General features: G+C 43.1%; 11 protein-coding genes. 6 read left to right on the top strand and 5 right to left on the bottom strand.

Features of this window, described 5'->3' with window-relative positions:
• Window position 1 precedes the first annotated feature (1 nt).
• The 3 genes from ACFFUV_RS15450 to ACFFUV_RS15440 are packed head-to-tail and all read right to left on the bottom strand — an operon-like array spanning window position 2 to window position 4,644.
• On the bottom strand, window positions 2–895 hold the full coding sequence (locus ACFFUV_RS15450; protein ID WP_390194483.1) for a hypothetical protein: 894 nt from the start codon (window positions 893–895) through the stop codon (window positions 2–4).
• Window positions 895–3,387, bottom strand: coding sequence for an ATP-binding protein (locus ACFFUV_RS15445; protein ID WP_390194482.1), 2,493 nt, complete (start codon window positions 3,385–3,387; stop codon window positions 895–897). The genes ACFFUV_RS15450 and ACFFUV_RS15445 overlap by 1 nt, the downstream gene beginning before the upstream one ends.
• A 3-nt stretch (window positions 3,388–3,390) precedes the next feature.
• Entirely contained in the window at window positions 3,391–4,644 is a 1,254-nt protein-coding gene (locus ACFFUV_RS15440; RefSeq protein ID WP_390194481.1) for a DNA cytosine methyltransferase, read from the bottom strand.
• Window positions 4,645–5,084: 440 nt separating this feature from the next.
• Here ACFFUV_RS15440 and ACFFUV_RS15435 point away from each other — a divergent pair, with 440 nt between their 5' ends.
• Window positions 5,085–6,083: a LacI family DNA-binding transcriptional regulator gene (locus tag ACFFUV_RS15435; RefSeq protein ID WP_390194480.1), complete on the top strand. Its 999-nt coding sequence runs from the start codon at window positions 5,085–5,087 to the stop codon at window positions 6,081–6,083.
• 4 nt (window positions 6,084–6,087) lie between these two features.
• Here the strand turns inward: ACFFUV_RS15435 and edd are convergent, their stop codons facing one another.
• The gene (edd, locus tag ACFFUV_RS15430) at window positions 6,088–7,896 is read right to left on the bottom strand and encodes a phosphogluconate dehydratase (protein ID WP_390194479.1); all 1,809 of its coding nucleotides are present in this window, start codon (window positions 7,894–7,896) and stop codon (window positions 6,088–6,090) included.
• Complete coding sequence (locus tag ACFFUV_RS15425; protein ID WP_390194478.1) at window positions 7,893–8,417, bottom strand: gluconokinase; 525 nt, start codon at window positions 8,415–8,417, stop codon at window positions 7,893–7,895. Before ACFFUV_RS15425 ends, edd begins: the two co-directional genes overlap by 4 nt.
• Window positions 8,418–8,572: 155 nt before the next feature.
• On the opposite strand from ACFFUV_RS15425, the gene ACFFUV_RS15420 reads away from it, so the two are divergent.
• From ACFFUV_RS15420 to ACFFUV_RS15400, 5 genes are all read left to right on the top strand, one after another.
• Window positions 8,573–9,952: a GntP family permease gene (locus ACFFUV_RS15420; protein ID WP_390194477.1), complete on the top strand. Its 1,380-nt coding sequence runs from the start codon at window positions 8,573–8,575 to the stop codon at window positions 9,950–9,952.
• A gap of 14 nt (window positions 9,953–9,966) precedes the next feature.
• A complete protein-coding gene (locus ACFFUV_RS15415) occupies window positions 9,967–10,575 on the top strand; it encodes a bifunctional 4-hydroxy-2-oxoglutarate aldolase/2-dehydro-3-deoxy-phosphogluconate aldolase (protein ID WP_390194476.1) in 609 nt (202 codons plus the stop codon).
• 342 nt (window positions 10,576–10,917) lie between these two features.
• Entirely contained in the window at window positions 10,918–11,880 is a 963-nt protein-coding gene (locus ACFFUV_RS15410) for a glycosyltransferase family 2 protein (RefSeq protein ID WP_390194475.1), read from the top strand.
• A complete protein-coding gene (locus ACFFUV_RS15405; RefSeq protein ID WP_390194474.1) occupies window positions 11,855–12,268 on the top strand; it encodes a GtrA family protein in 414 nt (137 codons plus the stop codon). Before ACFFUV_RS15410 ends, ACFFUV_RS15405 begins: the two co-directional genes overlap by 26 nt.
• Complete coding sequence (locus ACFFUV_RS15400) at window positions 12,265–13,641, top strand: GtrA family protein (protein WP_390194473.1); 1,377 nt, start codon at window positions 12,265–12,267, stop codon at window positions 13,639–13,641. Before ACFFUV_RS15405 ends, ACFFUV_RS15400 begins: the two co-directional genes overlap by 4 nt.
• Window positions 13,642–13,663: the final 22 nt, after the last annotated feature.

Here is a 13,663-nt window from a genome sequence, read left to right as displayed (position 1 = left end):
ACTATCCTACTAACTTTTTAATATCTTCATGAGCTTGCAGAATTTGGTTTCTCAATCTCTTAAATTCATCAAAGTTATATTCCTTAGGCTCTCTCCCTTCAACTATCATTTTTCCATCCTCTGTTAACTGACACTTACAGTGAGCGAGAACATTCCTTTCCATTTGAATAGCATGAAGTAGCGAGCCATCTTTAAGAACGTCTTTACCTACCTCTCCAATTAGTTCTTTCAAAGACACCCGAACATTATCAAATGTCGTCAGTATATAATTTCCAATAATTTCTTCTATACTCGTCAGATTTTGTATTTTTTGTTGTTTTTCTTCTAACTTGCGAGTTAAACGATTTTTCAGTTTATTTAATGCACGTTCATTGTCATCAATACCAGCGTTAGTAGACCATGCGATAAGTATTTCTCTGATCGCCAAGTCCATTTTGCTAGTTTCCGACATGACAACGCCACGCATATTATTAATATCGCTCATCTTCTTGATATGGTCTTCAATTATCGGCTCTATATCATCATAAAATGAATCTCTATGAACAATGAATACTCCATCTACTTCGTTATCAAAAAGCATTTTTCTCAACTGTTTTGGTACCTGACCACTATAGAAAACCATATCGGTAAATATTTTGCTTCTCAAATGTGATGCGATGCTTAATCCATTCTCACTTTGCCCTCCTAAGTCGTAATCAAATATTATCAAATCATACGGGTTATATGATGATAGCTGAGATGACAACAGTTCGATCTCATCTTCTGTAACACTAATTTTTTTTGTAATATCAGGTATAAATCCATATTCAGAAACTAACTGACCGACGCGTTCGTAATCACCAGCTACTTCATCAAATTGGTCTTCAAACCATAAAATTTTATATTCGGATTTCATTATTTTCTAAGCCTTATTAGTATCCTAAAACCTTGAGATGGTTGTTTATCTGAAATAGTGATTTCCCCACCCATTTTTTCTATCTGTTTTTTGCAATGGAATAACCCTAAACCAGACCCACGCGTAGTAGTAATCCCTTTTTCAAAAACTCTTTCTTTCTCTAAAATCGACTTGTCTAATCCTTTTCCGTTATCTGTAGCGACTATGTTTAATACACTATTTCCTTCTCGATTTATTTCAAAGTTTATCCATGATGCTCGCGCTTTTTTAGAGTTACTAACAATATTATCAAGAACCATACCTAACTCTATTGGAGTAAACGTTGTAATGAATTTTTTATTATCGGATTCAACTTTAATCTGAATCCTACTGTTGTAGGCTGTAGATATTTTTTCCAAATAATCCTTTACATAAATTGAGGCGTCATCAGTTATTTTTGTAGAATCTAGCTTGAAGTTCGCACTTGTTGCAAACCTTGATGTCGTCATTATTTTCTCTACGGATTCTAGTAAATCACTTAAAGAATTCATTAATTCATCACGGTCGATTTGATTTTGACTATTATGTATTTTTAATAATGTAGACGTGATTTTTTGTTTTGCTGAAGATGTGTATATAACTATCTGATGTAAAAAACTTTCTAGCTGGTCGATATCTTTATTATCATTCGATAAAAGAAATAAATTTCTCTTTTTCTCTTCCTCATATGCTAAGTTGAATTTTTCTGCTTCTTGCTTAGCCTGTTCTTTTAATTCTAACTCTCGATTAGCCTTTTTTTCTGCTTCAAATTTTAACCTAGATTCTGCTTCTGCTCTTTTTTCAGCTTCAGCACGGAGTCCCTTCTCAACTTTCGCTTGTTTCTCAGCCTCTAGACGGGCTTTAAGTTCTCGCGAGGCAATTTTTCTAGCTTCTTCCTCCGACTTTTTCAATTCAGCAAAACGTTTTCTAGCTTGTGATATATTCCACATCAAATCACTGTCATCTGAATTTTCCGCTAATTCGGCTAATTTTTCGACAGAACTTTCAAAGTAAGAAGATTTTTCACTTAAAACATCTATTAAATCTCTACTGTAATCAATTAGTTCAAGATCTTTTGCCCCAGCTAACTTTGTTACTAAATCTATTATATTAGCTCTATTCTCATCCAAACTAAGTCGCTGAGATGTGTCATGATGTTTATCAATACTATCTTTCCATGTTACACCTACTACATACTGTTCTAGCCTTCTCACACACTTTGTAAAAACATAATCAAACAATTGTATAGATGCATCTGTTTCAACAAGCCCTCCATCGCGACTGGAAGTTTCTTTAAATTTTGTTTCTGGACCAGCAATATCAACTCGTCCCATAATATCCCGCGTACCCAAAGTTCTGGAATAGCCTTGTTGGTGTCTCCTATCAATTCCCCAAGAGTCATCAGATTCATCTCCAATCGGCATAACCCTAAAGCCATTCCTAAATAAGAAAAGGGAACCAAATGCCACAGAATGGATACCAGTCCTTCTTTTAAACAAAGCTTTTGCTGATTGATTTAAACTAAAGATTTGACAACTAAAATCCGAATCTGCGAGTAAATGATATTGGTTTGTACTTTCTTTGACTTGATATATCAATTCACCTCTATCGATAAGAGTGGTAACAAAATGACCGCTATTATCAAGTTCAACATTTAGTGAGGTCGTTTTATCTTTGAGTATATGAAATATATCGTTAGTGATTCGGCCATTAACTAATGTGGGTGGTTCGATTGTGTTATCAGGGTCCAAAGAAATTTGCTCAATGTATTTGCGTTCTAGATTTTCATCTTGAGACACTTCTCTCTGGCAAAAGATTTTTAATGCAATTGGTGAAACAGAGCTTCCAAAAGGATTAATTAATTTTGCTAAACTACTTCTAAGCCTCTTTAACTTGGTCCTGTCCCAAGAATCTGGTTCTCTAAGAGCTGATATTTCTAACACAACTCCCGACTGTTTTAAATTCTCTGCCTTATACGGTAGTGAAAAGTCACTAGCTAATTTATGTTTTACGGCTATATTTTCAAACTTTGTTTTTGCATCAACTTCAAACTCTCCCCAATCGACATCCAAAATATGTACACTATTATCTGATACTGATTTTGATTGGAGCTTGAGCTTTCCTCCGATTCTATCGCAAGAAAATCGACCTACACCTTTATTTCCAGCATAAATTCTATTTGCATTATTATCTTCTGAACCATCTTTTTTAGCTGAATAGGCAACAAACAGCCATTTATTCACAAGATCTTGATAACTCATGCCTTTACCATCATCAATGATAAATATTCTTTCAATTTTGCCGTTAATATCTTCAAAAATGATATCTACATTTTTTGCATGTGCATCGAATGAGTTTTTAACCAACTCGAATATTGCCACAAAGTCATTAGTAATTAAGTCCTGACCGATGACTGATTTTAATGCAGAGCTTATTTCGAAATGTAACGGTTGTTCTTCCTTAAGCCTATTCATATATTATTCCATATTGAATTTATTTATTAACAAACCTAAAGCTTCACCAAGAAAAGGAGGTACCGCATTCCCTATTTGCGTATATCTAGGACACTCTTGAGTTCTTCTCTCACCGCCAGTAGTATATTTTCCCAATATGTCAAAGTTGTCTGGGAAAGATTGAATTCTAGCCATCTCTCTAACTGTTAAAATTCTAGGTTCAGAGTAATGAAGTAAATCATCAGGCAATGTAGTAAGTGTCTTCGATGGTTCACTCGCACTTAAAACCGTAATTGCTTGTTTCTTGGTTCCAATCTCCAAGCGCATCTCATTACTTAAACTAATACCTGGCTTACAAATTCTCTGGATGTTTAAAAACTTTTCGATTGTACTCGGTTTATGCCTAGCTAAACGTAAACTGTTTGGTTTGGAGCAACCCGAACCTTTCCTCATAACTTTTAAATATTTTGAAAGCTTTAATGGAACTTTATAGTCAATCTGTTTGAATCCAGTTTTATCACTGCCCGAATGATAAATTACTCCGTTTTTTTCAACGTGTAAGTCACCGATAGCGTCACTGACTTTCACGGGACGCAACGGTAAATTCTTACTAATCAAAAAATCCCTTCTATTTTCTGCAATTAATTCAAAAGGATTAAGAAAAGCATCATCAATTAACTCTTTTTTTACGCCAATCATTATGAATCGAGTTCTCTTCTGTGGCACTCCAAAATCAGCACTACATAAAAAACCTGTAAAAACCTTATAACCAAGTTTCTCAAGCTTACCCTTAACTATCATGGAATGAGGCTTGCGAGCTTTTTTGCCTTCAGGAGCTTTGAAAGATGCATTAAAGCCACGAACATTCTCTAGTAATAGATACTTAGGAGAAACAATCTCTACCATTTTAATGTATTCATCAGAGAGCTTGTTTCGTGGGTCTTTAGCATTCCTCCGCCCGGCAAGTGAGAATCCCTGACACGGTGGACCTCCTGCGATTAAATCAACGTTGCCTTCTAAAGCAGCGAGCTGTTCAGGGTATTTTTCAAGAAGGTTTTGAATAGTAGTGGCTTCCCTTGGTAACCACTGAGGCCAATCAAAGTGGGCGTATTTTCCGTCGATTAAGTTGTGTTTAAAAGTCGAAAATGCCATAGGATCCTTTTCTACGGCAAACAACCCCTTCCATCCAGCATTACCTAAACCTAGAGATAACCCCCCACAACCAGAAAAGAGGTCGATATAAGTACCACTTTTGAAAGCGTCAAGATTGATTGACATTTAGATTAGACTCTTAAAACTTTATTAGATGCATATAGTATTATTCTATTCTCATTCTGGCAAAATACCAGGAATAAAATTGTTCAGCTTTGTGAGATGTAGGTACTCTATCGCCGTTAAATGCTATCGTTAAAAAGTAAAATAACTAGAATAAAGCCTCATTTCATCACTCACATCAATTGGTGACAGAAAAGGTGACAGATAGTCAACAAAATAAAAATAAAACCTTTAAAATCAAAATAATATAATAATAATTAGCATTCAGATCCAAAATATTGAATAAGTGGATGAATGTTTATTAATGAAACCTCGCTTTGGCGGGGTTTTTTATTGTCAGTTTTTTCGCTAAGGGACGGCTTTGACGGCGATTAGACTTGCGCTGGGTATCGAGTCTAAGGTCTAATGTTACCGTAACATTATGTCGTCAGTTCAAGGCTCTTATGCAAAGAAAATCTCGTCCAACCTTGCAAGATATCGCAGATCGAGTTGGCATTACCAAAATGACTGTCTCTCGCTATATGCGTGATCCAAGCTCCGTCGCTCAAGCCACTCAACAAAAAATCGCTGCCGTGGTGGAAGAGCTTGGTTACATTCAAAATCGCGTGCCTGCGATGCTCTCGAAATCATCGAGTAAAGCCATTGGCATTATTCTACCTTCGCTCTCGAATCAAGTGTTTGCTAATTTGGTTCAAGGGATTGAACAAGTGACCAAAGCCCACGGCTACGACACCTTGATTGCTCATACTGGCTACAACCAAGCCGAAGAAGAGGATAAAATTGCAGCGCTGCTTTCCTATCAAGTGGATGGACTGATTCTTACTGAAACCAATCACACGCCACGCACACTGCAAATGCTCAAACAAGCGGGAATACCTGTGGTGGAAACCATGGAATTGCCCAGCGAACCTATCGATATGGCCGTCGGCTTAGATCACGAGCAGACCGCCTTTGAAGTTGTCTCAAAGATGATTGCTGCTGGAAAAACCAATGTGGCTTATCTGGGGGCACGTTTGGATACGCGAACCCAATTAAGGATGCAAGGGTATGATCGCGCCATGCAGGCTGCAGGGCTTGAGTCGATGCACATTACAACCAAGCAACACTCCAGTTTTACTATGGGCGGCGAACTGCTTGAGCAAGCCTTGACGCAATATCCGAATCTCGATGGTATTTTTTGTACCAACGACGATATCGCGATCGGTGCGATGATGTACTGCTCACATCATCAAATTGCAATTCCAAAACAGATCAGTGTTGTTGGCTACAACGCGTTGGATATTGGCCAAGCCATTATTCCTAAACTGACCAGTGTCGAGACGCCGCGATTTGAAATCGGCCAGAAAAGTGCCGAGCTGCTACTCGATGTACTAACGGGCACTGTCCCTGAGCAAAAGGTTTACGATTTAGGTTACCAATTAACTCAAGGACAGACACTGTAAATCGTTAAATTGATTGACCAAACAGGTAGCTGGCCCCTTGATCCGCACGGCTCACATTCTGACGCATCAACCCAAATAGTTCGCGTCCCCAATCTTGCTGGGCTAGTTCGCTATCTGGGTGCTCAATTTGACGCCCAGTTAGGTCGGCAAGGCATTCCAGTGTACCGGAGACAGCATCAACGCGAATCATATCGTCATTTTGAATCAAACCAATAGCGCCGCCATGTAGCGCTTCTGGTGAAACATGAATAGCGGCAGGAATCTTGCCGGATGCACCAGAAAGCCGTCCGTCAGTGACTAACGCCACATGAAAACCGGATTTTTGCAGGTTCCCTAAAATCGGCATCAGTTTGTGTAACTCCGGCATGCCATTGGCGGCCGGCCCGGTATAGCGCACAACCACCACACAATCCTGATTCAGTAATCCGGCTTGGTACGCGCGTTCGACATCATGCTGAGAATGAAAGACTTTTGCTGGCGCCTCAACCACGCGATGTTCACTTTTCACCGCTGATACTTTGATCACCGCGCGGCCTAAGTTGCCGTTCAGTACCTTTAGACCACCAGTAACCTGAAAGCTCTCACCGCGTGCAGCAATCACACTTGAGTCCAACGTCTGCTCACTTTCAATCCACTCAAGTCGACCGTCAATTAACTGTGGACGCTTTAGCATATCCGAGAATTCACCACTGACTGGCATCACATCGCTATGCAGTAACCCTCGCTCATGAAGGCGAGTCATCAGCATTGGTACACCACCAGCGGCTTCAAATTGGTTGATGTCGGCACTGCCATTAGGATAAACATTGGCGAGCAGAGGCACATGATCGGATAAATCACTGATATCTTGCCAAGTGAGTTCGATTCCCGCTGCGCGCGCTAAAGCCACCAAATGAATCGAATGGTTGGTGCTGCCACCAGAAGCCAGCAGAGCGACTAAACCGTTGACCAAACTTTTTTCGGTCACCACTTGGCTCAAAGGACGATAGTTTGGTGATCCTGGCGCCATTGCCGCAACATCAACCGTGATTTTTTCAGTCAGAGCCTGGCGTAATCGACTGTCTGGATGGACAAACGCAGAACCGGGCAGCATCAGCCCCATTGCTTCAAACACCAATTGATTGGTATTGGCCGTACCGTAAAAGGTGCAAGTACCCGGGGAATGATAAGAACGGCACTCCATATCCAATAACGCCTCACGCCCAAGCTCACCAGCGGCGTATTTTTGCCTTACGTCGACTTTTTCATCATTACTGATGCCTGTCGACATCGGTCCAGCTGGTATGAATGCGGTTGGCAAATGCGCATAACTTAACGCGCCCATCAATTGTCCAGGTGCTATTTTGTCACAAATACCAAGTAGCAGCGTGCCATCAAACATGTTATGGCTGAGTGATAGCGCGGTTGTTTGCGCGATTAAATCCCTTGAAAACAGTGACATATCCATACCCGCTTGACCTTGGGTCACGCCATCACACATCGCCGGTACACCACCTGCAATTTGCGCAGTATGCCCAAGCGGTGCGAGTGTGGCTTTGATATGGTCGGGGTAGTCTTTATACACTTGATGCGCACTGAGCATGTCATTGTAGGCGGTGATGATGGCGAGATTGGCCCGCGTTAAATCAAGGACATGACCTTTTTCGTGGCTGGAACACGCGGCAATCGCATGCGCCAGATTGCCACATGACAGCGATCCTTTCCCTTTCCCGAGCGCCGCTTGTTGCTCGCTCCGCTGAAGAAACGCTGCGCGCAGCGACTGGCTGCGCTCAATAATACGCTGAGTAATGGTCAGAATCGCTTGCGTGGTCATGCTTGCGCTCCTTGGCGCTGTTTCAGCGCTTGAACCGCTTGACTCACGACGCCATCAATATCTTGGTCAATATTGATGTTAATCACGTCAACTTCGTTATCATCAGGGCGCTCCAGAGTCGCAAATTGGCTTTCCACCATATTCACTTTCATAAAGTGACCTTTACGCTGACGCATGCGCTCGACAATCAAATCGAAGTCCCCATCAAGGAATAGAAAATTGACACCTTGGTTCCCATCGCGAATTTGGTCACGGTAACTTTTCTTAAGCGCCGAGCAGACAATCACACCTTGTTCGTTTTTGTGCTCTAAACTGAATGCCGCATCGCGAATGCGCTCAAGCCACGGCATGCGGTCATCATCATTCAGTGGTTCACCACGACCCATTTTTTCAATATTGGCGCGCGGATGGAGGTCGTCCCCATCAATAAATTTTGCGCCAAGTTCAGCGGCCACCAAAGCACCTACGGTACTTTTTCCGGACCCACTGACTCCCATTACGACAATACTGCTACCACTCATACAGACTCCTTAAAGCGACTAAGAGCTGGATCTCATTTTTTAACTTTGCTAGCGAAATTGACTTTATCTTAGTGATGTTATCAGTAACATGTTACCCGTAACTCGAAGATTTGTGAACTAATACACAAACATTATCCTGAAATAAGGTGAACAACATGGAACAACTTACCCACGCTACTGATCCTACACATTTGTTGATCATTGCTGCCTGTGCAATCGTCGCTTTATTGATATTAATCATGAAGTTAAAGATACACGCCTTTGCATCATTAACCCTTGTCAGCCTAGGTACGGCCATCGCCACGGGCGTTCCCAGTGACCAAGTCGTGCCAACAATGATGTCCGGTTTCGGTGGCACCTTAGCCTCAGTGGCGCTGCTGGTTGGCCTTGGGGCGATGATCGGCAAAATTCTTGAAGTGACTGGTGGTGCGAAAGTACTGGCGGATACATTAATTAATCGTTTTGGTGAAAAACGCGCACCGTTTGCACTCGGTGTCGCATCACTGCTCTTTGGTTTCCCGATCTTTTTTGATGCGGGGCTTATCGTGATGATGCCGATTCTATTCAGTGTCGCGAAACGTTTTGGTGGCTCACCACTCAAATACGCATTACCTGTTGGCGGCGCATTTGCGGTCATGCATGCTTTTGTCCCTCCGCACCCTGGCCCTGTCGCAGCGTCTGATTTATTGGGCGCCGACTTAGGCTTACTGCTGGTTGTCGGTCTACTGGTGGCAATGCCTACCTGGTACTTTGGCGGTTATCTATTTGGCCTATACTCTGGCAGCAAATTTAACCTACCCTTATCTAAAGCGTTCTTAAACACTGAAGTGATGTTTAAGGAGAAAAAGGATCTGCCGAAATTCTCCACCGTTCTGATGATTTTAATTCTGCCGGTGATTCTGATCTTTATGGATACCGGTCTAAACACCTTATCTGTCGCCGGCGTAGTTGATGGTTCATCCACCTGGGTTGAAACATTGCGCATGCTGGGGAAAACCCCGGTTGCACTCTTGATTACACTATTGGTCAGCCTATGTGTATTTGGCAAACAAGTCGGTATGAGCAAACTTGAAAAGCTATGTACTGACTCTCTCGCCCCCATTTGTGCGGTGATTTTAGTGACTGGCGCAGGGGGAATGTTTGGCGGCGTATTACGCTCAAGCGGTATTGGCCAAGCGCTGGCTGATGCTTTATCCGATACCGGTATGCCAGTGATTGTAGCGGCCTTTGTGATTTCAACCTGTTTACGTGTTGCCCAAGGTTCAGCGACCGTGGCGTTGACCACAACCGCTGCACTTATGGCGCCAATTGTGTCACAGACCACTGGTCTGTCTGAACTTGATCTGTGCTTTATCGTGATCGCAATTGCTGGCGGTGCCACCGTGCTCTCACATTTCAACGACTCTGGCTTCTGGTTGGTATCTCGCCTACTTGAAATGGATGAAAAGACCACACTGAAAACGTGGACCGTCATGGAAACCTTGCTTGGCACGATCGCCTTTACGATTGTCGCCGTGCTCAGCATCTTCTTATAAGGTAAAAACACAACATGCTAACGCTCGAACAAAAACTTCAAGCCATTAAAGTGGTGCCGGTGATCGCTTTAAATCATGTCGACCAAGCTTTGCCTTTGGCAAAAGTATTAATGGAAAATGGCCTGCCATGTGCAGAGGTGACATTTCGCACCGATGCCGCGGCAGAGTCGATGCGTATTATGCGCCAAGCTTACCCCGACATGCTGATTGGTGCCGGGACCATTTTGACAACGGAACAGGTGGATCAAGCGATCGAAGCCGGTGCCGACTTTATTGTCAGCCCAGGCCTAAACCCAACCACCGTCAAATACTGCCAGCAGCGCGGAATTGCGATTGTTCCTGGTGTTAACAATCCGAGCTTAGTTGAACAAGCGATGACACTGGGTCTTAAAACACTGAAATTTTTCCCTGCCGAACCTTCTGGTGGCGTCGCCATGCTTAAGTCACTGAGTGCCGTTTACCCTATAAGTTTTATGCCAACGGGTGGCATCAGCCCAAATAACATTAGTGATTACTTAGCACTGCCGAGTGTTATTGCGTGTGGCGGTACATGGATGGTGCCAACCGCCTTACTTGATACGCACGATTGGTCAGCGATTGGCGAACTGATCCAACAGCTGTAAATCCCCCTTCTCTTTGTCTCATCTATCCTAGACAGGCAGTACCGATATTGGTGCTGCCTTTTTTCTGTTATTTCAACACGCTACTTAAGACTCACTTGGCAGGTTCACGCCGTATAGGGTACGCCATTTAAGCTATTCACCTCACTGATAGAATTCACGTCAATTTGTTATTTCTTTTACATCTTTCTGCTAGCTTCTTGACGTTAGACCTTCGTTAAATCAGTACGATTGTTATTCACTCTCTGCCTCATTAGTCACGTGGGAGAGACGAAAGTTTGGCCGTTCAACATCAAGCGTCTCATTGCGTTAACTCGCTGGACGATAAGGGTATTTAGGTCTTATATGAAGAAAATGATTTCTGTTGTCATTCCATGCTTCAACGAAAGTGAGGTCATTGACTTTACTGTTGAAGAATTGTTGTCTGTCACTAATGGATTAAGTGATTACCGCTTCGAATTGATTTTCGTTAACGACGGCAGCTCAGATGATACGGAAGCCAAACTCCTGAGCTACAGCAAGCAACACGCGAATGTTCACACCCTCTCTTTTTCTCGCAATTTTGGGCATCAGCAAGCCGTCAGTGCAGGTATCGACGCCAGTCGTGGCGATGCGGTGGTATTAATTGACGCGGATTTACAAGATCCACCGCAAGTCATCGAGCAGATGATTGAAAAGTGGCAAGCCGGCTATGATGTCGTTTACGGTACTCGTCTGCATCGCGACGGTGAATCCACGTTTAAACGCGCCTCCGCCAAGCTGTTTTACAAGGTCCTCAATCGACTGTCTGAAATTCCTATTCCGCTCGACACTGGGGATTTTCGCCTCATGGATCGCCAAGTGGTGGAACAACTCAAAGAGATGCCAGAAAAAACACGCTTTATTCGTGGCATGGTGAGCTGGATCGGGTTTAACCAAACGTATGTGGAGTATGAACGTTCAGCGCGCTTTGCTGGGGAATCGAAATACCCACTGCGTAAAATGATTCGCTTTGCGCTTGATGGCATTTTGTCGTTCTCGGTAAAACCACTCAAGATTTCTATCTTAATGGGCTTTATCTCATCGGGCGTCGCGTTCCTTTTACTCATCTATTCGATTTATGTTCGCTTGGCCACCGATGAGTGGGTATCGGGTTGGACATCCTTGGTCGACTCAATCCTATTTATGGGCGGTGTTCAACTGATTGCGATTGGTATTTTAGGCGAATATGTCGCGCGAATTTACAACGAAGCCAAACACCGACCACTGTATATTCTTAAGAAAGGACTGGATGGTGAGCACAGTGAAACCCGCCAAGAAAGCGAGTAGTTGGATAAGCCCCTCTCTGTGGCAAAAAATCCGTTTTGCCATGGTGGGCGTCATCAATACGCTGACCGCGTATGTGGCTTTTATCGCTTTATACCAAATCACTCATCGCCATATTTTAGCGTCAGTCCTGGCCTATTTCATTGGCATGATGGTGAGCTATGTGCTTAATCGCAGTTTTGTGTTTAAACAACCGAAACGCTCTGGTCAATTTGTCCCATTCTGTGTGGTCAATTTGACCTCTTTAGCCTGCAGTACTGGCATTTTATATCTGCTTGTCGACCACCTTGGAATGTACGTCTACTTAGCGCAAGTATTTGCTATCGGCGCTTCCATGGTGATTAATTATCTCGGTTATCGGACCATTTTTACTCGTGGGGTGTATCAATGAATACGCTGTTATCGTCACAACGCAGTGACAAAATCCAGCTAGACTGGCTACGTATTGCCCAATGGGCTTTAGTCGCCATTCTTGCGCTGGTCACGCTTTATAACGTCTACTATTCAATGCTTGAGAATGTCGCTCATGATGCCATGCCTTACATGGACGATTATGTCGGCAAATTTGTCTCAGAAGGGCGCTGGATTAACTTTGCACTATTTCACGCGCTACAAGCGGTTCCGCAGTTTATTGCCGTCAGTTTATGCAGCTTGTTTGTGTTTATCTTTGGTTACCAAGTGGCCAATGGCATGCGCAAAGCACCTTGGCTTGCGGTTGCTTTTGCTCTGTTAATGGTCAATGTGCCGTACTTTACCATGCTGTTTAAATGGCCAATGACCTTAGTACCGGGGATGGCATTGTTAGCGCTATTTTCATGCATCACCAATAGGTTATCGCGCAACACGTTTTTACTGCTGTCAGGTATTCTGCTGTTCGCCACGTACCCCGCATTTTACTTCCTGATGCCGCTGCTCTTCATTCGTGACATCAGCCGTTCCAGCTTTAAAGAGTTTGTACTCTTTATGGTGGTCTGGATGGCCGGTTATGTATTGGGCTATGTCGTCGCGAATATCAGCGTCTACATCTATACCTATTTATTTACCGATCACCCAAGCTTCATTGAGTTTGTGAGTTGGCGAAAATCAACGCCCACCAGCGATATGGACTCCCTGATCAGTAATATCCTTAAAAGTGCAGGTAACTTTGAACGCAATGCACTCTATCTTGCAGATCTCAGCCCGTGGCTATTTGTGCCAGTGGCGTTAACCACTTTGTGGGCGTTGAAAAATCACTTTAAATACACGCTTGTCGTATTCATGGTGGTGTTCTCGATCTATGCCAGTGTGGTTGCTATGGGCGTCAAAGTTCCTTTGCGCTCAGGGATTACCTTGCCGATAGGCTTAGCGATGATGATGTTACTGGTCGAGAATCGAACTTGGCGAATCGTATTGCTACTGAGTTTGTTTATTCCATTTGCGTATAAAATGCATCACTACAATCACAGCTATAACGAGAAGCGTATTCTCACCGAAGCGATGCTGGTTGAGCGTGATACGCAAGGCTATTTACAGCAACCAGAACGTTTCGACAAAATTGTCATCAGTGCCGACAATGTCAAAACCAGTGAGTACTTTTACCAATTGACGAAATCTGATGCTTATAAAAACCTTACTAACCTTGAGCTGCATTATTTAAGACCGTACCTCTATCAATTTGGCTGGAAAGATCAAAATATCGACTTCCTTGACCAGCCACGAGATAAGGTCACAGGTGAGGCCTACATCGAAGCCAAAGGGCGAACGTTGTACGTCGATATCGAATAAGCACCGCTCACGCCGCTTTCCG

Source organism: Vibrio olivae, assembly GCF_042428525.1.
In the GTDB taxonomy this organism is placed as follows: domain Bacteria; phylum Pseudomonadota; class Gammaproteobacteria; order Enterobacterales; family Vibrionaceae; genus Vibrio; species Vibrio olivae.
This window is presented reverse-complemented; position numbering and strand designations above follow the sequence as displayed.

Excerpts from the sequence above, each read along its gene's own strand:
- ACFFUV_RS15420 (WP_390194477.1), top strand. The coding sequence starts at position 8,573 with ATGGAACAACTTACCCACGCTACTGATCCTACACATTTGTTGATCATT.
- ACFFUV_RS15440 (WP_390194481.1), bottom strand. The coding sequence starts at position 4,644 with ATGTCAATCAATCTTGACGCTTTCAAAAGTGGTACTTATATCGACCTC.
- ACFFUV_RS15415 (WP_390194476.1), top strand. The coding sequence starts at position 9,967 with ATGCTAACGCTCGAACAAAAACTTCAAGCCATTAAAGTGGTGCCGGTG.
- ACFFUV_RS15410 (WP_390194475.1), top strand. The coding sequence starts at position 10,918 with ATGAAGAAAATGATTTCTGTTGTCATTCCATGCTTCAACGAAAGTGAG.
- ACFFUV_RS15400 (WP_390194473.1), top strand. The coding sequence starts at position 12,265 with ATGAATACGCTGTTATCGTCACAACGCAGTGACAAAATCCAGCTAGAC.
- ACFFUV_RS15450 (WP_390194483.1), bottom strand. The coding sequence starts at position 895 with ATGAAATCCGAATATAAAATTTTATGGTTTGAAGACCAATTTGATGAA.
- ACFFUV_RS15425 (WP_390194478.1), bottom strand. The coding sequence starts at position 8,417 with ATGAGTGGTAGCAGTATTGTCGTAATGGGAGTCAGTGGGTCCGGAAAA.
- ACFFUV_RS15435 (WP_390194480.1), top strand. The coding sequence starts at position 5,085 with ATGCAAAGAAAATCTCGTCCAACCTTGCAAGATATCGCAGATCGAGTT.
- edd (WP_390194479.1), bottom strand. The coding sequence starts at position 7,896 with ATGACCACGCAAGCGATTCTGACCATTACTCAGCGTATTATTGAGCGC.
- ACFFUV_RS15445 (WP_390194482.1), bottom strand. The coding sequence starts at position 3,387 with ATGAATAGGCTTAAGGAAGAACAACCGTTACATTTCGAAATAAGCTCT.